Genomic DNA, 20,778 nt, shown 5'->3' with positions numbered 1-20,778 from the left:
GCCCCGGCAAGGACGCGAAAGGGCGGGACCTCTTCCCAAGAGGTCCCGCCCTTTCGCGTGCCACGGCTGTGCCGTCCGGCTCAGTGCCCGGCGCTCGCGCTCGCGGAGGCGGCGTCGGTGGGCGTGCCGGAGGCGTCGTCCCCGGCCGGCTTGTCGCCTGCGGCGGGGCTCTCGTCACCGGCCGGCGAGCCCGAGGCGCTCGCGGACGGCGAGTCGGACGGAGCGGCCGAGCCGGCCGGCCCGGCCGGGACCTCGTCCGGGCCCCACTCCTTGAAGTAGTGCTCGGCGGGGACGACGAAGGCGCTCAGGCTGACCTCGCCCGTCTTGCTGAAGGTGAAGGTGATCTTCTGGGCGTTGCCGTCCTGCACGGCCTCGCGGCTGCTCGGGAGCATCGCCGTGGCGTTGTCCTTGCCGCCCACGATCAGCGAACCGCCGGGTGGGATGCTGAGGCTGCCGCCCTTGGCCGGCTTGAGCTCGGCGGTCTTGCCGGTGCCGGGCAGGGTGATGGACTCCAGCGTCTGGGCGGTGCTGCCCTCGTTGAAGAAGGTCGCGGAGACGGCGGCCGGGCCGGTGGACTCGAGGTCGGGCTGCGTGATCACGACCGCGTTCTGGATCTTGATGTCACCCACGCTCGTGGCCGCGTTGTCCGGCTTGATCTCCAGGGTCTGGGCGTTGTTGCCGGCTCCGCACGCGGCGAGCGAGGCGATCGAGAACGCGATGGCGGCAGCGGCGAGGGCGCCGCGTCGAAGGCTGCTGCTCACGGCGGCGGCAACTCCTTGATCTCGAGCGGAGCGGCCGGTGAAGCCGCCCTAAGGGTCTGTCAGCGGGCCTTAGGTTACCGAGACGTTCCCGTCAGGCCGCACCCGACCCCCCGGCACCCGTGATCCCACCCGGTTGTCACATCTGTCTCGTGCGTCACAAGTGACCCGGCGGTCGCTTTGGCGGCGTGCTCGTCCGGCATTCACATAAGAAGCCGCCGGCGGCCGCACGGATTTTCCGTGAAGGAATGCGGAACCGTCCGGGAATTGATCACCGAGGGCCGGCCGGGTGACCCGGTGATCAATTGGGGAATCGGCCGGAACCCCGCGCGGGCCGCCGAACGGAGTAGCGGAAGTCGATCATACGGAACCGGACATATGGGGATGTTCGCCCGTCTGGAGGGCGCTCCGGATGCGTGTAACGTACGCGTTTCGCTCACCCCGGACAGCCGCTCCCACCTGCGAATACCTTCTTCCGCTCCCTGTCCGAAGCACGTTCGTGTCGCAGTTGTCAAGCCCCGAGATATGCCCTGACCTGCGAAAACGCCATTCAGTAGACGCCGTATCCGTGTTACCCTGGATAGCCACGGAAGGGGTACCTGTCACATGACGTTCAAGGTTGGCGACACCGTGGTCTATCCCCATCACGGGGCCGCGCTGATCGAGGCTATCGAAACTCGCCAGATCAAAGGCGTGGACAAGACCTACTTGGTGCTGAAGGTCGCCCAGGGTGACCTGACGGTACGTGTGCCAGCGGACAATGCGGAGTTCGTCGGCGTGCGTGATGTGGTCGGTCAGGACGGGCTGGACCGGGTCTTCGAGGTGCTGCGCGCGCCGTACGCCGAGGAGCCCACGAACTGGTCCCGTCGATACAAGGCAAACCTGGAGAAGCTCGCCTCGGGCGATGTCATCAAGGTCGCGGAAGTGGTGCGTGACCTGTGGCGTCGTGAGCGCGAGCGTGGACTCTCCGCTGGTGAGAAGCGCATGCTCGCCAAGGCCCGCCAGATCCTGGTGAGCGAACTCGCTCTCGCGGAGAACACCAACGAGGACAAGGCCGAGGCCCTGCTCGACGAGGTGCTCGCCTCCTGAGGCGAAGCCTTCGCTCAGCATTCAGCTGATCGAGGCTGCACAGCCGATCAAGGCTGCACAGCGAAATGCCGCGGTGCCCGATGACGAATTTCCTGTCGCCGGGCGCTGCGGCATGTTCGTACCCCGGCGGCGATGCGCCGTGGCGCCGGAATGTGTTATCACTCACGGTCCGGTACTCGGTGTGCCGGGCCCGGGCAGCCGGCTCGACCAGCGTCACGGAAGGGTCCGGTCGAGCGCGTCGCGCCCGGCACTGTTCCAGGCCATACCCACGCCGGGCCAGCACACAAACCTGACAGGAACCGATGTCTGACGATTCGCGACCCACACCGCCAGCCGCCCCCGCCGCGGGCCGTACGGCGGCCGTGATCCCGGCCGCCGGCCGCGGTGTACGGCTCGGCCCGGGCGCCCCCAAGGCGCTGCGGGCGCTGGGCGGAACGCCCATGCTGATCCACGCCGTCCGGGCCATGGCCGCCTCCCGCGCCGTCTCCCTGGTCGTCGTGGTGGCCCCGCCCGAGGGCGCCGCCGAGGTCAAGTCGCTGCTCGACGCGCACGCCCTGCCCGAGCGCACGGACTTCCTCGTCGTCCCCGGCGGCGCGACCCGCCAGGAATCGGTCAAGCTCGGCCTGGACGCCCTTCCCCCCGGCCTCGACATCGTCCTGGTGCACGACGCGGCCCGGCCGCTGGTGCCGGTGGACACCGTCGACGCCGTGATCGAGGCCGTACGCGACGGCGCCCCGGCCGTGGTCCCGGCGCTGCCCCTGGCCGACACCGTCAAGCAGGTCGAGCCGGCCGCCGTGCCCGGCGAGCCGGAGCCGGTCGTCGCCACGCCGGAGCGCGCGCGGCTGCGGGCGGTGCAGACCCCGCAGGGCTTCGACCGCGACACCCTCCTCCGGGCGCACGAGACGGTGACCGGCGAGGTCACCGACGACGCGGGCATGGTCGAGCAGCTCGGTCTCACCGTCGTCGCCGTCCCCGGCCATGAGGAGGCCTTCAAGGTCACCCGTCCCCTCGACCTGGTCCTCGCCGAGGCGGTCCTGGCCCGCAGGAGGCTCAACGATGGCTTCTGAGAGCGTCCCGCTGCCGCAGGTCGGCATCGGCACCGACATCCACGCCTTCGAGGAGGGCCGCGAGCTGTGGTGCGCCGGCCTGAAGTGGGAGGGCGAGGGCCCCGGGCTCGCGGGCCACTCCGACGCGGACGTCGTCGCCCACGCCGCCTGCAACGCCCTGTTCTCCGCGGCCGGACTCGGTGACCTCGGGCAGCACTTCGGCACGGGCCGCCCCGAGTGGTCCGGCGCCTCCGGCGTCACGCTGCTGACGGAGGCCGCCCGCATCGTCCGCGAGGCCGGCTTCCGGATCGGCAACGTCGCCGTGCAGGTGGTGGGCCCGCGCCCGAAGATCGGCAAGCGCCGCGACGAGGCGCAGAAGCTGCTGTCCGAGGCGGCCGGTGCGCCGGTCTCGGTCTCGGGCGCGACCACGGACGGGCTCGGCTTCCCCGGGCGGGAGGAAGGGCTGATGGCGGTGGCCACGGCGCTGGTGGTGCGCTCGGGCTGAGGGCGCCGGGCCGGGGCGGGCGCGCGCACCGATGTCACGATCGCGTGCGCCCCGTGGGCAAGGTCCTGAGGCACACCGCGCGGCCCACTACCCTGGAGGCGTGACTATTCGCCTGTACGACACCAGCGCCCGGCAGATCCGTGACTTCTCCCCGCTGACACCGGGTTGCGTCTCGATCTACCTGTGTGGCGCCACCGTGCAGGCGGCCCCGCACATCGGGCACATCCGCTCCGGCCTGAACTTCGACATCATGCGCCGCTGGTTCGAGTACCGCGGCTACGACATCACGTTCGTGCGGAACGTGACCGACATCGACGACAAGATCATCGCGAAGTCGGCCGACCAGGACCGCCCCTGGTGGGCCATCGGCTACGAGAACGAGCGCGCGTTCAACGACGGCTACCGCGCCCTCGGCTGCCTGCCCCCGACCTACGAGCCGCGCGCCACCGGCCACATCACCGAGATGGTCGAGATGATGCGCGGCCTCATCGAGCGCGGGCACGCCTACGTCGCCGACGGCAGCGTCTACTTCGACGTCCGCTCCTTCCCGGAGTACCTGGCGCTGTCCAACCAGGACATCGACGACCTGCGCCAGCCCGACGAGGGCGTCTCGGGCAAGCGCGACCCGCGCGACTTCGCCATGTGGAAGGCCACCAAGCCGGGCGAGCCCGACTGGGAGACGCCCTGGGGCCGCGGCCGCCCCGGCTGGCACCTGGAGTGCTCGGCGATGGCCCACAAGTACCTGGGCTCCGCCTTCGACATCCACGGCGGCGGCCTCGACCTGGTCTTCCCGCACCACGAGAACGAGATCGCGCAGGCCAAGGCCTACGGCGACGACTTCGCCCGGTACTGGGTGCACAACGCCTGGGTCACCATGAGCGGCGAGAAGATGTCCAAGTCGCTCGGCAACTCGGTCCTGGTCAGCGAGATGGTCAAGCGCTGGCGCCCCATCGTGCTGCGCTACTACCTCGGCACCCCGCACTACCGCTCGATGATCGAGTACAGCGAGGAGGCCCTGCGGGAGGCCGAGTCGGCGTTCGCGCGGATCGAGGGCTTCGTGCAGCGCGTGGTGGAGAAGGCCGGCGCCGTCGAGCCCGCGCGCGAGGTGCCGCTCGCCTTCGCCGAGGCCATGGACGACGACCTGGGCGTGCCGCAGGCCCTCGCCGTCGTGCACACCACGGTGCGCCAGGGCAACAGCGCCCTGGCCGCCGACGACAAGGAAGCCGCCGTGGCCCGGCTCGCCGAGGTCCGCGCGATGCTCGGGGTGCTCGGCCTCGACCCGCTGGACCCGCAGTGGGCCGGGGAGGGCGACCGGGGCGACGACCTGCACGGCGTGGTCGACACGCTCGTGCGCATGGTCCTCGACCAGCGCGAGGCCGCCCGGGCCCGCAAGGACTGGCCGACCGCGGACGCCATCCGCGACCAGCTGGGCCAGTCCGGCCTGGTCATCGAGGACAGTCCGCAGGGCCCGCGCTGGAGCCTCGGCCCGCGCTAGCCAGGCCGCGGCCGGAAGATCGATTGTGCCGCCCGGGCCTCCGGGCGGCACACTTCATAGACGTACGCAGTTCACCGCCTCACGGCGACAGCAGAGACAGGTAGGTCATGGCAGCCAACAACCGCCGCATGTCCGGCAAGAAGGGCGCGCAGGTCGGCAGTGGCGGCCAGCGGCGCAAGGGCCTGGAGGGCAAGGGCCCGACCCCGCCCGCCGAGATGCGCAAGGGCCACAAGAAGAACCGGGTGGCCAACGCCAAGGCGCGGCAGACGACCCGCCGCCCCGCGCCCCGCGGCCGTGGCGGCAAGTCGTCCTCCGAGCTGGTCGTCGGCCGCAACCCGGTCTACGAGGCCCTGCGCGAGGGCGTGCCCGCCTCGACGCTGTACGTCCAGCAGTTCATCGACAACGACGAGCGCGTGCGCGAGGCCCTGCAACTGGCCGCCGAGCGCGGCGGGATCAACCTCATGGAGGCACCCCGCCCCGAGCTCGACCGGATGACCAACGGCCTCAACCACCAGGGCCTGGTCCTCCAGGTCCCGCCGTACGAGTACGCCCACCCCGAGGACCTGCTCGACGCGGCCGCCGACGAGGGCGCCGACCCGCTGATCGTCGCGCTGGACGGCGTGACCGACCCGCGCAACCTGGGCGCGGTCGTGCGCTCCGTCTCCGCGTTCGGCGGGCACGGCGTGGTGGTGCCCGAGCGCCGGGCCGCCGGGATGACGGCCGGTGCGTGGAAGACGTCCGCCGGTACGGCCGCCCGGACGCCCGTGGCCCGCGCCACCAACCTGACGCGTGCGCTGGAGGCGTACAAGAAGGCCGGTGTCGTGGTCGTCGGTCTCGCCGCCGACGGTGACGTCGAACTGACGGAGCTGGAGGCCCTGCAGGGGCCCGTCGCCATCGTCGTCGGCAGTGAGGGCAAGGGGCTGTCCCGACTGGTCGGGGAGACCTGTGACGTCCGGGTGCGGATCCCGATGCCGGGCGGCGCCGAGTCGCTCAACGCCGGTGTGGCGGCGGGCATCGTGCTGTACGAGGCGGCCCGGCGGCGCGCCTGAACAGGCGTCCGCCACTTCACCTGTGCGGGGTAATTCCCGGGTCGTCGGGGCGACGAGGACAAGCTTGACGGGGTCCGGACAGATCCGGCGGGTCAAAGCAGTGTCCTAACCCGACGTCACTCGGTTAGATGAGTGTGGACACCAGAACACCCCGCACTCCCACGGGGGACCGCTCGTCGGGACTCGACGACGCTCCCGCGCTGAGCATGGTGAAGGTGCCGAGCGACCCGGCGCAGGTCATCGTCAATCACGCGAGTTTCCGCGTGCAGTTGGGCGTCTCGACGCGTCGCGTCCAGTCCCCCCGGGTCGCACGGCACCTGACCGCCACCGAGGACACCGCCCGCATCCCCGCCGCCACCGCCGGGGGCGCGGCGGACGGGGCCGCCGCCCGCCGCCGGCCGGTCGTCTGGAGCGGCAGATCCGCCCCCGACGACACCGGCGCGCACCGGCTGCTGCAGGCGGTCCGGCACGGGAGCGTCCCGCACGCCGACGAGCCCGCGGCGGACGCCGGGGCCACCCAGGTCATCGACCGCGTCGGCCCGGACTACGGCACCTCCGGGTACCAGGGCGCCGGTTACGCCGGCACCGGCTACCCGGGCGACGGCTACCAGGACGACCTCGTCCAGACCGTCGAGACCCCGGTCGTCGGCCCTCAGCGCACCCACGACCAGGCCGACGGCACGCGACTGCTGCCCGCCATGCGCACGGTCGGCAGCGCCTACGACGAACCCGGCTACGACCAGCCCGGTTACGACGAGCACGGCTACGACGAGCACGGCTACGACGAGCGCGGCTACGAGGACACGGAGTTCGAGGACTCCGTCGACGACGAGACCGGCCGGCGCGGCAGGCGCCACGGCGACGACCCTGCCCGGCACGCCTACTACCCGGGCCGCCGGATGAACCTCGGCGTCGTGCTGCTCCCGCTGCGCGTCTTCCTCGGCTTCATCTCCATCTACGCCGGCATGGGCAAGCTGTGCGACCCCGTCTACTTCGACGGCGGCAAGCGCGGCTCCATGGTCAAGTGGCTCAACACCCTGCACCCCTGGGAAGTCGCCGAGCCGCTGCGCCAGTTCGCCCTGGAACACCCTGTCGGCTCCGGCCTGGTCATCGCCTTCGCGCAGGTGGTCGTCGGCGTCCTGACGGTGCTGGGCTGCTGGCAGCGCGTCGCCGCCTGCCTGGGCGCGCTGCTCTCGGCGGCACTGCTGGTCACCGTCAGCTGGAAGAGCGTCCCGGCCTACGAGACGCCCGACATCATCTACCTCGCCGCCTGGTCGCCGCTGATCATCGCCGGCGCGCCCGTCTACTCCGTCGACGGCCGCCTGGCCGGCAGCGCCTGGCGCCGGCTCGGTCCCCGCGCCGACATCTGGGACCTGCGGCGTTACGTGCTGCGCCGCGGCGCGCTGGTCACCGCGGTCGCCACGGGGCTCACGCTGCTCGTCGGCTCCCTGCTCGGCGGCGCCGTCCGCGACGCCGACCGGGTCGTCGTCCCGGGCCCGGGCGAGGCCCCGCGCAACGAGCTGCCCGGCTCCCCGCTGCCCGGTGAGCCCGGCGGCAAGCGGCAGGAGAAGAAGCGCACCCCGTCGGCGTCCGTCTCCCCCACGCAGGGCGCCACGGCCGGTTCGGCCAGCCCCAGCGCGGGCACCACGACGCGGCCGGGCGCCACGCGCGACACCGGCACGGTCACGGGCGGCTCGCCGAGCCAGACCCAGGGCACCGGGGGCCAGGCCCCGCCCCAGCGGTCCACTCCGCAGAACCAGGCGCCGAGCACCACGTCGGGCCCGACCTCCGGCGGCGGCACGGCCACGGGCGGCACCGGCTCGACCGGCGGCTCCGGCAACGACGGCGGTGGCTCCACCGGCCGCCCGGGCCTGGTGGGCGGCCTCCTCGGCTGACCCCCACGCGCCCGAACGGCAAGGCCCCGCACCCGGAGGTGCGGGGCCTTGCCGTCCATCGGGGCTGTCCGCGGGCGGCCGTCCGCGGGCGGGCGAGCGCGGGTGGACGCGGCGTGCCGGGCCGGCTGCGCCGGGGGCAGCGGCCCGGCGACGACGTGTGCCGGGTGCGGCCGGCCCCGGTCAGCGGCTCAGGGCGGCCAGTTCCTTCGCTGCTTCCGTCAGGTCCTTCGCCGTGTCGATGGCCCGCCAGTAGGAGCCCTGGGGGATCGTGAAGCCGGCCAGGCGCCGGTCACGGGCGAGGTGCGGGAACGTGGTCCGCTCGTGGTCTCCCCGGTGCGGCAGCAGCTCCGCGAACTCGGGGGAGAAGACGTAGACACCGGCGTTGATCTCGAAGGTCGACGGCGGTGCCTCGATGAAGTCGGTGATGCGGCCGAACCCGTCCGTCTGCACGGCTCCCCACGGCAGGCGGGGCCGCGCGAGTGCCAGCGTGGCGACGGCGTCCCGCTCGGTGTGGAAGTCGGCCATGTCCCGGAGCGAGAACCGCGTCCAGATGTCCCCGTTCGTGGCGTACCACGGCTGGTCGGGGTGGGGGAGGTGGGCCGCGGCGTACTTGAGGCCGCCGCCGCGCCCGAGGGGCTCCGGCTCGACGACCGTCGTCACGGAGACGGGCAGCTCGGCCGTCTCCAGCCACTTCTGCAGGACCTCGGCGAGGTGGCCGCAGGAGACCACCACGTCCGTCACGCCCTCCTCGGCGAGCCAGGACAGCTGATGGCCGATGATCGGAGTCCCCGTACCGGGGATCTCGACCATCGGCTTGGGCCGGTCGTCGGTGTACGGACGCAGCCGGGAGCCCTGGCCGCCGGCCAGAACGACGGCTTGAACGGGGCGGGACGCGGCGTTCGGATCGCTCATGGGACCGAACTTTACGTGGCGTCCCGCCCGGGAAAGCGGCTGACGACCGTTCCCGTCAGCCGTGACGGACTTCCCACCCGGTGGCAGGGCGGTGTGCTCAGCGGTGCGCGGCCGCGACGCCCGTGGCGAAGGCGGTGTCGCAGACCGGTCGTGCGTAGGACTGGGCGCGGGTCGGGCCGTAGACCCGCACGGCGGCCTGGCCGAGGGCGCGGGCGATGGAGGCGCAGTGCTTCGCCAGGGACGGGCGGCCGTTGACGGCCTGCTGGAGGTGGGTGAGCGCGACGCCCGGGTCCTCCTCCTGCAGTTCGGTCAGCAGTCGGTCGCGCAGGACGTCCTGAGGGGCGCGCTTGACGGTGCGGGGCGTCCCGACGGAGGTGTCCGCGGCGGTGAGCACCGGGTCGGTGGTGTTCCCCGACCAGTTGACTCGGGTGACCGCGAGGGTCCCGGAGAGAACCAGGACGACGGGCAGGACGAATGCGAGGGTGCGGCCGATCCGGCGGGCGGGGCCCCGGCCGCGTCGCGTCTGAGGGGTGCTGGAGTGCTTCACGCGTGTGAGGGTAGCGCCCGGTAGTGGTTTGTAGACATTTAGTCACCGGTTCGGGGGATGAGGAAGTGCCCCTTCGTGGGTAGTGGGTTGACGCACAGCGCTCGAAACGTCCGTTCTGCCGGGGTATTTGTCGACAACGTGAGAGGGCCCCGCAGCGGTCTGCGGGGCCCTCTTCGTCAAACCGGGTGAATCACCCGGAGTCGTGCGTTCGCCAGAGGTCAGTCGGAGAGGCGCTCGCCCGTGGAGGTCGAGAACACGTGGGTCTCGCCGGAGCGCGGGACGATGTGCAGCTGGCTGCCCTTCTCCGGCACCTCGCGGCCGCTGACGCGGACGACGAGGTCCTTGGACTCGTCGCCGACCTGGGCGGTGCCGTAGACGTAGGCGTCGGCGCCGAGCTCCTCGACGACGTTGACGGTGACGGCGAGACCCAGCTCGGCGTCGGGACCGGCCACATCGAAGTGCTCGGGGCGGACGCCGACCGTGACGGTCTTGTCGGTGGTCGCGGAGATCGCGTCGCGCTGGACCGGCACGACCGACTTGCCGAACTTCACGCCGCCGTCGGTGACCGGCACCTCGACGAGGTTCATCGCCGGGGAGCCGATGAAGCCGGCCACGAACAGGTTGGCGGGCTTGTCGTACATGTTGCGCGGGGTGTCGATCTGCTGGAGCAGGCCGTCCTTGAGGACCGCCACGCGGTCGCCCATCGTCATGGCCTCGACCTGGTCGTGGGTGACGTAGACGGTGGTGATGCCCAGGCGGCGCTGGAGCGAGGCGATCTGCGTACGGGTGGACACGCGGAGCTTGGCGTCCAGGTTGGACAGCGGCTCGTCCATGAGGAAGACCTGCGGCTCGCGCACGATGGCGCGGCCCATGGCGACACGCTGGCGCTGACCGCCGGAGAGCGCCTTCGGCTTGCGGTCCAGGTACTCCGTGAGGTCGAGGATCTTCGCGGCCTCCTCGACCTTCTGCCGGATCTCCGCCTTGTTGACGCCGGCGATCTTGAGCGCGAAGCCCATGTTGTCGGCGACGGTCATGTGCGGGTACAGCGCGTAGTTCTGGAACACCATGGCGATGTCCCGGTCCTTCGGCGGCAGGTGGGTCACGTCGCGGTCGCCGATGCGGATGGCGCCGCCGTTGACGTCCTCGAGCCCCGCGAGCATGCGGAGCGAGGTGGACTTGCCGCAACCGGACGGGCCGACGAGGACGAGGAACTCGCCGTCCTCGATGTCGATGTCGAGCGCGTCCACGGCGGGCTTGGTGGAACCCGGGTAGATCCGGGTCGCCTTGTCGAACTGCACAGTGGCCATGGTGAATGGACCCCTTCTACCGGCAGGAACGTGCCGGACGATCCGAGTAGGAAGGTGGTGCCACGACGGTGTTCCGTTGTGGTGTAGTCCACGCGTGTGAACTGGCTCAGGACGGTACCTGCCGTTCACCTGGTCTGTCAGTACTTCGGAGGCTGTGAACTTCGCGGAAATTTTCGACGGGGCCCGGGACGGACCTGGGTACACTGCTCGGGCACGTACGGGGCCGCACCCCGCACCCGCCTCCTTAGCTCAGCTGGCCAGAGCAACGCACTTGTAATGCGTAGGTCGTCGGTTCGAATCCGACAGGGGGCTCTCGCCCGCCCGGGCCGGATGCGTTCCGGCCCGGGCGTTTCGCTGTTCCCGGCCGGGTGCCGTCAGGCCCCGCGCGCAGGCGATGGGCGATCTCCAGTCGGGCCGGGTCCGGAGGGCGGCCGTCCTCGATGTCCCACGGGGCGTTCTGCAGGAGGCGGCCCAGGGTCCAGGCGCGGGCCCTGCCCCGGCCGTCCCGTCATGTCCGGCGTCGGCTCACGGCTCCAGGACCACCTTTCCCGTCGTGCCGCGGTTCTCCAGCGCGCGGTGGGCCGTCGCCGCCGCGGCGAGGGGGAAGCGCTGGACCGCCGGGACGAGGCGGCCGTGCGCGGCCTCGGCGAGGGCGCGCAGCTCCAGGGTGCGCAACGGGTCGGGGCCGCCCGCCCGGCCCAGCATCACCGGGCCGAGGACCTGCTCGGACACCCCGTCGACCAGGTAGGGGCCGCCGCCCAGGATGCCTTCCCCGGACCAGCCGAAGACGATGTGCCGGCCGCCGGGCCCGAGCAGGGCGACGGCCTCACGGGCGACGTCGCCGCCGACCCCGTCGAAGACGACGGTCGCGGGGCGGCCGCCCAGCTGGGCGCGCACCTTCGCCGGCCAGGACCGGTCCGTGTAGTCGACGGCCAGATCGGCGCCGCCCTCCCGGACGCGGGCGGTCTTCTCCGGCCCGCCCGCGAGCCCGACGACGGTGGCCCCGGCGTTCTTGGCGTACTGCACGAGCAGGGTGCCGATGCCGCCGGCCGCGGCCGGGACGACGACCACCGAGTCCGGGCCGAGCTCGGCGAACTGCAGGACGCCCATCGCCGTACGCCCCGTGCCGATCATGGCGACGGCCTCCGCGAAGTCCAGCCGCTCGGGGATCTCGTGCAGGCGCTCCGCCTCGGTGACGGCGAGTTCGGCGTAGCCTCCGGGGACGAAACCGAGGTGGGCGACGACCCGTTTGCCCAGCCACAGCCGGGCGACCCCCTCGCCCAGCGACTCGACGACCCCGGCGACCTCGCGGCCGGGGATCGTGGGCAGGGGCGACGGTTCGCCGGCCGGGCCGCCGCGCATGCCCTGGCGCAGGGCGGCGTCCAGCAGGTGGACCCCGGCCGCGCGGACGGCGATCCGGACCTGGCCGGGGCCGGGCCGGGGGTCCTCGACCTGCTCGTAGGTGAGGTTCTCGGCGGGGCCGAAGGCGTGCAGGCGTACGGCGTGCATACGGGACTCCTCGTGTCGTCGCGGGCTGCGCCCCAGCCTCCGACCTCAAGCTTGCTTGAGGTCAAGCTCGTGCCGGCCGAGGGCCAGGGAGACGGCCGTGAGGGCGCTGTTGAAGGAGACCTCCGAGAGCACGCCGGGGGCCGCGACCTGGTCGCCGGCGAGGTAGACACCGTCGCCCCGGTCGACGGCGGGCCGGTCGCGCCAGCTGGTGCCGGGCGGGTCGACGGCGCCCGTCCGGCCGTCGGCCACCGACGTGCGCCGCCAGGTGACCCGGTCGCGCCAGCCGGGGAAGCCCAGGTCGAGCAGTTGCTCGGCGCGGGCGGTGCCGTCCGCCTTCGCCTCGTGCGGGGCGAGCGGGATCTGCCCCTGGATCAGCTGTTCCCCGGCCGGGGCGAGACTGCGGTCCTGGGCGGTGAACCGCTCGATCCAGCCCGGGGTGTCGAGGTCGGACACGGCGAAGGCGTCGCCGCGCCGGGTGCGCACCGCCAGGTCGACCAGGGCGGTCCGGCCGCTCGGCCAGGTCAGCGAGTCGTCGCCGAGCAGGCGCCGCGCGGCGGGCAGGGAGGTGGCGACCACGACCGGGGTGTCGGTGGGGAGCGTGTCGACGCGGGAGAGGGTCTCCACGCGCACCCCGAGGTTCCAGGCGTGGGCGGCCATCCGGTCGATGACGCTGGCCCAGCCGCCGCGCGGGTAGTGCGCCTCGGGCGGCAGCTTGGTGGCACGGCGCAGCCGCTCCTGCACGAACGCGGCGGACAGGGAGCCGGGGTCGTGGTGGAACAGGGCGACCGCGGAGTAGTGCGCGGCGGCCCGGGCGCCCTCCTCGCCCGCGATGCCGGTCGCCCAGGTCAGGAAGTCGGCGTCGACGGGTGCCTCCCGGCCGGTCCGGCGCAGCAGCTTGAGCATCGCGAAGGGAGGGGTGCGGCGCAGCGCGCCCTGGTGCCGCAGCCGGAGCCGGGCCGCCTCCAGGGGCGGGATCGGGGAGAGGGGCCCGATGAGATCGCGTTGCCGGAGCCAGGCCCAGTGCGGGCCGCCGTTGTACAGGGCGTGCGGCCCCTCGTTGGTGCGGTAGGGGCCCTCGGCGGTACGGGCCCGGCCGCCGAGGGTGTGGTGGGCCTCGTGGACGGTGACCTTGGCGCCCGCCTCGGCGGCGGTGATGGCGGCGGTCAGTCCGGCGAAGCCGCCGCCGACGACGGTGATGCGGTGCATGGCTGGGGGTCTCCCTCGGGTCGCGGTGGCCTTCCTGGCCGGGGTGGCCCTGCGGGCCGGGCCGGCCTTCGGGGAGTACGACGGGCCGGGGGCGCCGGGATGTGACACGACCGGTGTCCGCACGGATGGGGGCGGGTTGTCAGTGGCGGGGTGCAGCATGGGGGCATGGCGAGGAGAGCGGCGGGCGGAGTGAAGGGAGCGCGGCGGCCGGAGGTCCGGCTGCCGTCGCTGGAGCCGTTCGGCGGCGGTGGCCTGGAGCCGGACGGGGATTACGACGGGCTGGGGTTCGACGGGGTGGACCTCGGCGGGCAGGACGGGTCCGGTGCGCGGTTCATGGACTGCGCGCTGACGGGGTGCGCGCTGGACGAGACGCGGCTGCGGCACGCCCGCCTGCTGGACTCGGTGCTCAGCGGTGTGCGCGGGGTCGGCACGGACCTCGCCGAGGCGACCCTGCGGGAGGTGGAGCTGACGGACGCCCGCCTGGGCGGGCCGCAGCTGCACGGGGCGGTGCTGGAGCGGGTGCTGATCCGCGGCGGCAAGATCGACTACCTGAATCTGCGCACGGCCCGGCTGAGGGACGTCGTCTTCGAGGGGTGCGTGCTGGTCGAGCCGGACTTCGGCGGGGCGCGTCTGGAGCGGGTGGAGTTCGTCGACTGCGTCCTGAAGGGCGCCGACCTGCACGCGGCGACCCTCGTCGACGTCGATCTGCGCGGGGCCGCGTCGGTGGAGATCAGCAGCGGCCTGGACCGTCTGTCGGGCGCGGTGATCAGCCCGGCCCAGCTGCTGGACCTGGCTCCCGCCCTGGCCGCGCAGTGGGGGATCAGGGTGGAGGGCTGACGGAGGCGGTTCGAGGACGGCCTGGGACGAGTCGCGCCGCCGGCCTCACGACACCCGCGGGAAGCGGGACTGGAGGGTCCAGATCGCCGGGTTCTCGGCGAGGTCGTCGTGGAGGTCGGTGAGGTCGGCGATCAGGTCGTGCAGGAAGTCCCGCGCCTCGCGGCGCAGCTCGCGGTGGGAGACGGTGAGCGGGGGTTCCTCCGGACGCATCCAGTCGGCCTCGATGTCGACCCAGCCGAAGCGCCGCTGGAAGAGCATCCGGTCCGTCGACTCGGTGAAGTCCAGCTCCGCGCGCTGCGGCCGGGAGGCCCGGGATCCGGCCGGGTCCCGGTCGACGCGCTCGACGATGTCGCACAGGGCCCACGCGAAGTCGAGCACCGGCACCCAGCCCCAGGACGTGGAGACCTCGTGGTCGGTCCTGGTGTCCGCCAGGTAGACGTCACCGCAGAACAGGTCGTGGCGCAGCGCGTGGACGTCCGCGCGGCGGTAGTCGGTCTGCGGCGGGTCGGGGAAGCGGTTGGAGAGGGCGTAGCCGATGTCGAGCACGCAGGTGATGGTGTCACGCCGCCATAGGATCGCGATCGTGGCCCGTTCTGCACGTGGTGTACCCGTCCTGCTCGCCTGCGTCCTCGCCCTCACCGGATGCGGCGGTGGGGTGCACGGCACCCCGGGCGGCTCCGGCGTACGCGACCCGTACTTCCCGAAGGCGGGCAACGGCGGGTACGACGTGCGCCACTACGGCCTGCGCCTCGCCTACGAGCCGGACACGCACCGCCTGACCGGGACGGCCACCCTCACCGCCCGCGCGAGCGAGGACCTCTCCGCCTTCAACCTGGACCTGCTCGGCCTGGAGGTCGGCGAGGTCACCGTGGGCGGCCGCCCGGCCCGCTTCAACCGCGCGGGCCAGGAACTCACCGTCCGGCCGCGCGACGACATCCGCCGGGGCGGGGCCTTCCGCGTCACCGTCCGCTACTCGGGGGTCCCGCAGACCGTCACCGACCCCGACGGCTCGCAGGAGGGCTGGCTGCGCACGGCGGACGGGGTGCTCGCCCTGGGGGAGCCGACGGGGTCGATGGCCTGGTTCCCCGGCAACCACCATCCCTCCGACAAGGCCGCCTACGACCTGACGGTGACCGTGCCGAAGGGCCTGCGGGCCGTGTCCAACGGGGAGTTGCGCGGCGAACGCACCGCCGGCGGCCGCACGACGACCCGGTGGCACATGGGGCGGCCGATGGCGAGCTACCTCGCCACGCTCGCGATCGGCCGCTTCGACGTCGACCGCTCCCGCACCCCGGCCGGGCTGCCCGTGTACACGGCCGTGGACCCCGCCGAGGCGAAGGCGAGCCGGCCGGTGCTGCGGCGGCTCCCGGAGGTGCTGGCCTGGGCGGAGCGGCGGTTCGGGCCGTACCCCTTCTCCTCCACGGGTGCGATCGTCGACCGGGCGCCCGAGCTCGGCTACGCCCTGGAGACGCAGACCCGGCCGGTCTTCCCGGGGGCGCCCGATCTGACGCTCCTCGTCCACGAACTGGCCCACCAGTGGTACGGCGACTCCGTCTCGCCGGAGAGCTGGCGGGACATGTGGCTCAACGAGGGGTTCGCGACGTACGCGGAGTGGCTGTGGGAGGAGGAGCACGGCGGGAGGAGCGCGCAGCAGACGTTCGACGCGTTGTACTCCGGCAGCTACTTCGCCACCGAGGAGGAGGCCGAGGAGCTGTGGGCCTTCCCGCCGGCCGAGCCGCCGGACGCCGCGCGGATCTCCGACCCGCCGGTGTACTGGCGGGGCGCGATGGTGCTGCAGCAGGTCCGCCGGACCGTCGGCGACGCGGCCTTCGGGCGGATCCTGCGCGGCTGGGCCGCCGCGTACCGGTACGGGAACGCCGGCACGGCCGACTTCACCGCCTACGTCGAGCGGCAGGCGCCCGGGACGGACCTCGGCCCTGTCTGGCGGAACTGGCTGTACGGCGAGGGGAAGCCGGAGCGGGCCTGAGGCGCCCGCTCAGGGGGTGCTGAGGGCCTTGCGCAGGACGGTGCAGGGGCGGCCCAGCTGCCGGTCCTCGCGGTGGCCGATCGTCTCGTAGCCGAGGGAGGTCCAGAAGGCGAGGGCCCTGGTGTTGCCGGTGAGGACCGCGAGGCGCACGGCGGTGCGGCCCGCCGCGCGGAAGCGGTCCTCGACGAGGGTGGCCAGACGGCGGCCGTGTCCCTGGCCCTGCAGGGCGGCGTCCACCATCAGCAGACCGATCCACGGGTCGGGGTCGGCCGGGTCGGGGTGGTGGGCGAGGGTGACGGCGATGCCGACGAGGCGGCCGGAACTGCGGGCGAGCAGGACCTCGGTGCCGGGCTGTTCCCCCTCCTCGGCCAGCGCGGCCGCGACCTGCTCGGGGCGGATGTCGTGCGGGTCGGGGAAGTCGCCGCTGAGGGTGTGGAAGGCGGTGTTGGAGGCGTAGAGGGCGGTCAGCTCCGCGAGGAGGGAACCGCTCGGGGGAGCCGGGGGCAGGGGGGCGAGGATCACCCGGGGAACGTATCCCGCGCGGGGAGGGCTTCGCGTCGCCGGAGGGGCTCAGGTGCCTCGTCCGTGCGGGGGAGGGGGCGGTGGCTTGTCGCGCAGTTCCCCGCCCCTGAGCGGGGAGCCCCCCGGGCCGGTTGTCGTCGGCCCGGGGGACTCCGCTCACGACGCTAGGGCGTCCGTCAGACGTTGACGCCGAAGTCCTGGGCGATGCCGACCAGGCCCGAGGCGTAGCCCTGGCCGACGGCGCGGAACTTCCACTCCGCGCCGTTGCGGTACAGCTCGCCGAAGACCATGGCCGTCTCCGTCGCCGCGTCCTCCGACAGGTCGTAGCGCGCGATCTCGGCGCCGCCGGCCTGGTTGACGATGCGGATGTAGGCGTTGCGGACCTGGCCGAAGTTCTGGCTGCGGTTCTCGGCGTCGTAGATCGAGACCGGGAAGACGATCTTGTCGATGTCGGCCGGGAGGGCGGCGAGGTTGACGTTGATCGCCTCGTCGTCGCCGGCGCCCTCACCGGTGCGGTTGTCGCCGGTGTGGACGATCGAGTTGTCCGGCGTCTGCTTGTTGTTGAAGAAGACGAAGTGGGCGTCCGAGTAGACCTTGCCCTGCGTGTTGACCGCGATCGCGGAGGCGTCGAGGTCGAAGTCCGTGCCGGTGGTGGTGCGGACGTCCCAGCCGAGGCCCACGGTGACGGCGGTCAGGCCCGGAGCCTCCTTGGTGAGCGAGACGTTGCCACCCTTGGACAGGCTTACAGCCATTGTTGGGAGTCCCTTCCCTCGTGTGCGTACGGCAAAGAAGCTACAGCTACCCCCATGAACGCGGAGAGGGGTACGCGAGGTTCCAGGTCCTTTACTTTCTTTACCCTGGATTATTCGGGTGACGTGGACGGGACAGGAGCGGGAACATGGACGGCATGTCCGGTCCCCATGTCATCCGCGGCTCCGTCTCCCTGCCCGAGGCCGAGCTCATGTGGCGTTTCTCGCGGTCGTCGGGGCCGGGCGGGCAGCACGTCAACACCAGCGACTCCCGGGTCGAGCTGAGTTTCGACCTGGAGCGGACCGAGGCGCTGCCGGAGGTGTGGAAGCGGCGGGCGCTGGAGCGGCTGGCCGGCCGTCTGGTCGACGGTGTCGTCACCGTCCGGGCTTCCGAGCACCGCTCGCAGTGGCGCAACCGCGAGGCGGCCGCCGTGCGCCTGGCCGCGCTCCTGGCCGAGGCCAGCGCGCCACCGCCCAGGCCCCGCAGGCCGACCCGCGTCCCGCGCGGCATCAACGAACGCCGGCTGCGTGAGAAGAAACAGCGCTCGGACACCAAGCGCGGCCGCTCCGGGCGGAACTGGGGCTAGCCGGACCACGCCGGCGCGTCGGGCCGGGGCGAGCACGCCACGGTCCGGTCGCGGGAGACGGCTATCGGTCCAACTGCCGGTAGCGGCCGCGGAAGTACGTCAGGGGGCCGCCGTCCGCGCTCGGGGTCCGGGCCGTCAGGACGCGGCCGATGACCAGGGTGTGGTCTCCGGCCCGCACACGCTGCTCGGTGCGGCACTCCAGGACCGCCAGGGCGCCGCCCACCAGCGGCGACCCGGTGTACTCGCCGCGGGTGTACGGGATGTCGGCGAACAGCAGGCGGTCGCTGACCCGGCCCTTCATCGCGAACCGGCCCGCGATGTGCCGCTGGCTCTCGGAGAGGACCGACACCGCCCACAGGTCCTGCTCCTCCAGCAGCTCGTCCATGCGGGAGCCCTCGCGCAGGCTCACCAGCACCAGGGGCGGGTCGAGGGACACCGACATGAAGGCCGTGGCGGTCATGCCCACGTCCTCGCTGCCCGGGGCCGCGGGGTCGTCCGGGTCCAGCGGCGGCTCCTGCGCGGTCACCAGGACCACGCCCGAGGCCAGCCGGGACATGGCGGCGCGGAACTCGTCGTTGCTCACCCCCTCAGGATGCCCGGAGGCGGACGACGGCATGATCGCGGACGGGGCGGCGGGAGTGTTCGGCACACCCGGAACGCTAATCGCCGACCTCGGCGCCGCGCATCGGGCTCCCGCCCGATCACGGTCCTAGGACTCCCGGCGGACGTCCCGGACGGTGGGCAACACCATCTGCGCGACAGCCTCATGAATAGATGTGTGCAACGAGATGAACTTTGTGCTCGGTAGGCGCACGTGAAAAACGCAGAAACTCCACTCAATTGTTCAGGTTTGCCTGTGACTTGAGTCACAAGAGGCAGGAATTGTTGACCCTGTGTACCGAGTGGGCAGCGCGCTGTGATTCAGTGGCGAAGGAAGCTGCCAGGACCGTACGCCGATGAAGACCCTTGATTCTTGATTCGCTGCGAGGTACTCGGGGGGAGGGCGAGCATGGAGACCGAGTCGGAGCCGTATGTCCGCCTTGCGTCCCTGCGGCAACTGCACCAGGTCATGGCCGACATGAACACGGCCCGCAGCCTGGCGGACACCCTGCAGACCGTCGCGGAAGGCGTCGTCGCCGCCCTCGGGTACGAACTGGCGTGTGTGAACCTCGTCCGGCCGGACGGTGACCTCGTCGTCGCGGCCTTCGCCGGGAACCCGGCCGCCGAGGCCCTCATCACCGGCCGCGTCGGCTCGCGCGACTCCTGGGACCGCCGCCTCGGCATGGGCGAGCACTGGGGCGACCTGGTGTTCATACCCCACACCGAGGGCTGGGTCCTCGACGACGACGACGTCCCCCAGTGGTACACCGACGGTCCCGCACCCCGCTTCGAGGACGAGTGGCACCCGGCCGACCGCCTCTTCGCCCCCATGTACGCGCCCGGCCCGCAGGGCAACGCGGCCTGCGGCGAGCTGATCGGGGTCCTGTCCGTGGACCGCCCGCGCAACGGCCGCCGGCCCGGCGCCTGGGGCCGTGAGGCGCTCCAGATGTACGCCTTCCAGGCCGCCATCGCCATCAGCAACGCGCGTCTGCGTGCCAACATGCAGCGCGCCCTGGTCCGCCTGGAGCGCGAGCAGCAGGCCCTGCGGGCGAGCGAGGAGAGCTTCCGGCAGGCCTTCGAGTACGCCCCGTCCGGCATGGCCATCGCCGAGATGGGCGGCGACCAGCACGGCCGGATCCTGCGCACCAACGACGCGCTGTGCCGGCTGCTGGGCCGCCCCGCCTCCGCGATGCGCCGCTACTCCTTCTCCGACCTGGTCCACCCCGAGGACATCGGCACCCTGCTGCGGACCTCCGCGGAGGGCGGTCGCGCCGAGCTCCGCCTCGGCCGCCGGGACGGCACGTACGTCTGGGTCAGCCTGCGCAACAGCGTGGTCGCGGACGCCGCCGACGGGCCGCGCTTCCTGCTCACCCACGTCGAGGACATAGAGGAGCGCAAGCGCCGCGAGCTCCAGCTCGCCCACCGCGCCTCGCACGACTCCCTCACCGGCCTGCCGAACTCCGCCGAGCTGCGCTCCCGGCTGTCGGCCCGCCTGTGCCGGCGCGCCACGCCCCCGTACGCCGCCGTCGCCGAGTCCCACGACGCCGCCTACGGCCACCCCGCGTTCGACGCGGTCGGCACCGGCTTCGACTTCCCGGCGGGCGGCGAGCCGTACGACGCGTTCGACCACCACGTGCACACCGTCGCGCCGGACGGGGACCACGACGACGGCACCAAGGGGCTCGCCGTCCTCTTCTGCGACCTGGACGGCTTCAAGTCGATCAACGACCGGTTCGGGCACAACGCGGGTGACGCGGTTCTCATCGAGGTCGCTCGGCGGCTGAGCAACGGCGTGCGCGACGGCGACACGGTCGCCCGGCTCGGAGGTGACGAATTCGTCATCCTCGCCGACGGGCTCGGCCGCGCCGACGCGCAGGACCTCGCGGTCCGGCTGCGCAACGAGATCATCCAGCCCATCCGCGCCGAGGGGCGGGCCGTCCGCGTGGGCGCCAGTTTCGGCATCGGATGGGCACACTGTGGAATGACGGCGGACGAAGTGTTGAAATCCGCTGACGAGCGGATGTACGTCGAGAAACGATCTCGTCCCAAACAACACAGACGCGCGGGGTGATCCCAGGTCAGCGAGTCGGTGCGGTCTGAGTCACCCGTTCGGGTCCCTGGGAGCGGGTAGGCTCGCTGTCTTACGACCGGAACGTACGCACCGCTTTTGACTGAGGA

20 protein-coding genes, 1 tRNA gene and 1 pseudogene are annotated in these 20,778 nt (G+C 72.5%); 11 read left to right on the top strand and 11 right to left on the bottom strand.

What is annotated here, in order from left to right:
- Window positions 1-80: 80 nt before the first annotated feature.
- On the bottom strand, window positions 81-761 hold the full coding sequence (locus ACZ4M5_RS30690; protein WP_467741640.1) for a copper chaperone PCu(A)C domain-containing protein: 681 nt from the start codon (window positions 759-761) through the stop codon (window positions 81-83).
- Between the two features lie 603 nt (window positions 762-1,364).
- Here ACZ4M5_RS30690 and ACZ4M5_RS30685 point away from each other — a divergent pair.
- The 6 genes from ACZ4M5_RS30685 (at window position 1,365) to ACZ4M5_RS30660 (ending at window position 7,837) form a co-directional block, all read left to right on the top strand.
- Window positions 1,365-1,847, top strand: coding sequence for a CarD family transcriptional regulator (locus tag ACZ4M5_RS30685; protein ID WP_003953493.1), 483 nt, complete (start codon window positions 1,365-1,367; stop codon window positions 1,845-1,847).
- 302 nt (window positions 1,848-2,149) lie between these two features.
- Window positions 2,150-2,914: a 2-C-methyl-D-erythritol 4-phosphate cytidylyltransferase gene (gene ispD / locus ACZ4M5_RS30680; RefSeq protein ID WP_467741638.1), complete on the top strand. Its 765-nt coding sequence runs from the start codon at window positions 2,150-2,152 to the stop codon at window positions 2,912-2,914.
- Window positions 2,904-3,398 carry a 2-C-methyl-D-erythritol 2,4-cyclodiphosphate synthase gene (ispF, locus tag ACZ4M5_RS30675; RefSeq protein ID WP_467741636.1) on the top strand — a complete coding sequence of 165 codons (495 nt, stop codon included), beginning with the start codon at window positions 2,904-2,906 and terminating at the stop codon, window positions 3,396-3,398. Before ispD ends, ispF begins: the two co-directional genes overlap by 11 nt.
- Window positions 3,399-3,498: 100 nt before the next feature.
- Window positions 3,499-4,893 carry a cysteine--tRNA ligase gene (gene cysS / locus ACZ4M5_RS30670; protein ID WP_467741634.1) on the top strand — a complete coding sequence of 465 codons (1,395 nt, stop codon included), beginning with the start codon at window positions 3,499-3,501 and terminating at the stop codon, window positions 4,891-4,893.
- A 107-nt stretch (window positions 4,894-5,000) separates the two neighbouring features.
- Window positions 5,001-5,942, top strand: coding sequence for a 23S rRNA (guanosine(2251)-2'-O)-methyltransferase RlmB (gene rlmB / locus ACZ4M5_RS30665; protein ID WP_467741632.1), 942 nt, complete (start codon window positions 5,001-5,003; stop codon window positions 5,940-5,942).
- A gap of 128 nt (window positions 5,943-6,070) precedes the next feature.
- Complete coding sequence (locus tag ACZ4M5_RS30660; protein WP_467741630.1) at window positions 6,071-7,837, top strand: DoxX family membrane protein; 1,767 nt, start codon at window positions 6,071-6,073, stop codon at window positions 7,835-7,837.
- A 180-nt stretch (window positions 7,838-8,017) separates the two neighbouring features.
- Here the strand turns inward: ACZ4M5_RS30660 and ACZ4M5_RS30655 are convergent, their stop codons facing one another.
- The 3 genes from ACZ4M5_RS30655 to ACZ4M5_RS30645 all read right to left on the bottom strand — a co-directional run bounded on the left by ACZ4M5_RS30655 (window position 8,018) and on the right by ACZ4M5_RS30645 (window position 10,603).
- The gene (locus ACZ4M5_RS30655; RefSeq protein ID WP_398110885.1) at window positions 8,018-8,749 is read right to left on the bottom strand and encodes a nucleotidyltransferase family protein; all 732 of its coding nucleotides are present in this window, start codon (window positions 8,747-8,749) and stop codon (window positions 8,018-8,020) included.
- Window positions 8,750-8,846: 97 nt separating this feature from the next.
- Window positions 8,847-9,296 (bottom strand): hypothetical protein, encoded by a 450-nt coding sequence (locus ACZ4M5_RS30650; protein WP_467741628.1) that lies wholly within the window; start codon window positions 9,294-9,296, stop codon window positions 8,847-8,849.
- 218 nt (window positions 9,297-9,514) lie between these two features.
- Window positions 9,515-10,603, bottom strand: a complete 1,089-nt coding sequence (locus tag ACZ4M5_RS30645; RefSeq protein WP_467741627.1) for an ABC transporter ATP-binding protein — start codon at window positions 10,601-10,603, stop codon at window positions 9,515-9,517.
- A 238-nt stretch (window positions 10,604-10,841) separates the two neighbouring features.
- Here ACZ4M5_RS30645 and ACZ4M5_RS30640 point away from each other — a divergent pair.
- Window positions 10,842-10,915 (top strand) — tRNA-Thr (locus ACZ4M5_RS30640).
- A 73-nt stretch (window positions 10,916-10,988) separates the two neighbouring features.
- On the opposite strand, the pseudogene ACZ4M5_RS30635 reads toward ACZ4M5_RS30640, so the two are convergent.
- The 3 genes and pseudogenes from ACZ4M5_RS30635 to ACZ4M5_RS30625 form a co-directional block, all read right to left on the bottom strand.
- A pseudogene (locus tag ACZ4M5_RS30635) lies at window positions 10,989-11,102 on the bottom strand (hydroxyurea phosphotransferase); the annotation flags it as partial.
- 26 nt (window positions 11,103-11,128) lie between these two features.
- Window positions 11,129-12,112, bottom strand: coding sequence for a zinc-binding dehydrogenase (locus ACZ4M5_RS30630; RefSeq protein ID WP_467741625.1), 984 nt, complete (start codon window positions 12,110-12,112; stop codon window positions 11,129-11,131).
- Window positions 12,113-12,157: 45 nt separating this feature from the next.
- On the bottom strand, window positions 12,158-13,318 hold the full coding sequence (locus ACZ4M5_RS30625) for an FAD-dependent oxidoreductase (protein WP_467741623.1): 1,161 nt from the start codon (window positions 13,316-13,318) through the stop codon (window positions 12,158-12,160).
- Between the two features lie 165 nt (window positions 13,319-13,483).
- On the opposite strand from ACZ4M5_RS30625, the gene ACZ4M5_RS30620 reads away from it, so the two are divergent.
- A complete protein-coding gene (locus ACZ4M5_RS30620) occupies window positions 13,484-14,155 on the top strand; it encodes a pentapeptide repeat-containing protein (protein ID WP_467741621.1) in 672 nt (223 codons plus the stop codon).
- 45 nt (window positions 14,156-14,200) lie between these two features.
- On the opposite strand, the gene ACZ4M5_RS30615 is transcribed toward ACZ4M5_RS30620, so the two are convergent.
- Window positions 14,201-14,701 (bottom strand): hypothetical protein, encoded by a 501-nt coding sequence (locus ACZ4M5_RS30615; RefSeq protein ID WP_467741619.1) that lies wholly within the window; start codon window positions 14,699-14,701, stop codon window positions 14,201-14,203.
- Window positions 14,702-14,708: 7 nt separating this feature from the next.
- Between ACZ4M5_RS30615 and ACZ4M5_RS30610 the strand changes: the two genes are divergently transcribed.
- Window positions 14,709-16,142 (top strand): M1 family metallopeptidase, encoded by a 1,434-nt coding sequence (locus ACZ4M5_RS30610; RefSeq protein ID WP_467741780.1) that lies wholly within the window; start codon window positions 14,709-14,711, stop codon window positions 16,140-16,142.
- 9 nt (window positions 16,143-16,151) lie between these two features.
- Here ACZ4M5_RS30610 and ACZ4M5_RS30605 read toward each other — a convergent pair whose 3' ends face one another.
- Together ACZ4M5_RS30605 and ACZ4M5_RS30600 are read right to left on the bottom strand one after the other, a co-directional pair.
- Window positions 16,152-16,664, bottom strand: a complete 513-nt coding sequence (locus tag ACZ4M5_RS30605; protein ID WP_467741617.1) for a GNAT family N-acetyltransferase — start codon at window positions 16,662-16,664, stop codon at window positions 16,152-16,154.
- Window positions 16,665-16,840: 176 nt separating this feature from the next.
- Window positions 16,841-17,416, bottom strand: coding sequence for a TerD family protein (locus ACZ4M5_RS30600; RefSeq protein WP_010035999.1), 576 nt, complete (start codon window positions 17,414-17,416; stop codon window positions 16,841-16,843).
- A gap of 146 nt (window positions 17,417-17,562) precedes the next feature.
- Between ACZ4M5_RS30600 and arfB the strand changes: the two genes are divergently transcribed.
- Window positions 17,563-18,000 carry an alternative ribosome rescue aminoacyl-tRNA hydrolase ArfB gene (gene arfB, locus ACZ4M5_RS30595; protein WP_467741615.1) on the top strand — a complete coding sequence of 146 codons (438 nt, stop codon included), beginning with the start codon at window positions 17,563-17,565 and terminating at the stop codon, window positions 17,998-18,000.
- Window positions 18,001-18,061: 61 nt separating this feature from the next.
- On the opposite strand, the gene ACZ4M5_RS30590 is transcribed toward arfB, so the two are convergent.
- Window positions 18,062-18,649, bottom strand: coding sequence for a flavin reductase family protein (locus ACZ4M5_RS30590; RefSeq protein ID WP_467741613.1), 588 nt, complete (start codon window positions 18,647-18,649; stop codon window positions 18,062-18,064).
- Window positions 18,650-19,009: 360 nt separating this feature from the next.
- Between ACZ4M5_RS30590 and cdgB the strand changes: the two genes are divergently transcribed.
- Entirely contained in the window at window positions 19,010-20,671 is a 1,662-nt protein-coding gene (gene cdgB, locus ACZ4M5_RS30585) for a diguanylate cyclase CdgB (protein ID WP_398110899.1), read from the top strand.
- Window positions 20,672-20,778 lie beyond the last annotated feature (107 nt).

It is taken from the genome of Streptomyces sp. NPDC026246 (genome assembly GCF_055567995.1).
This window is presented reverse-complemented; position numbering and strand designations above follow the sequence as displayed.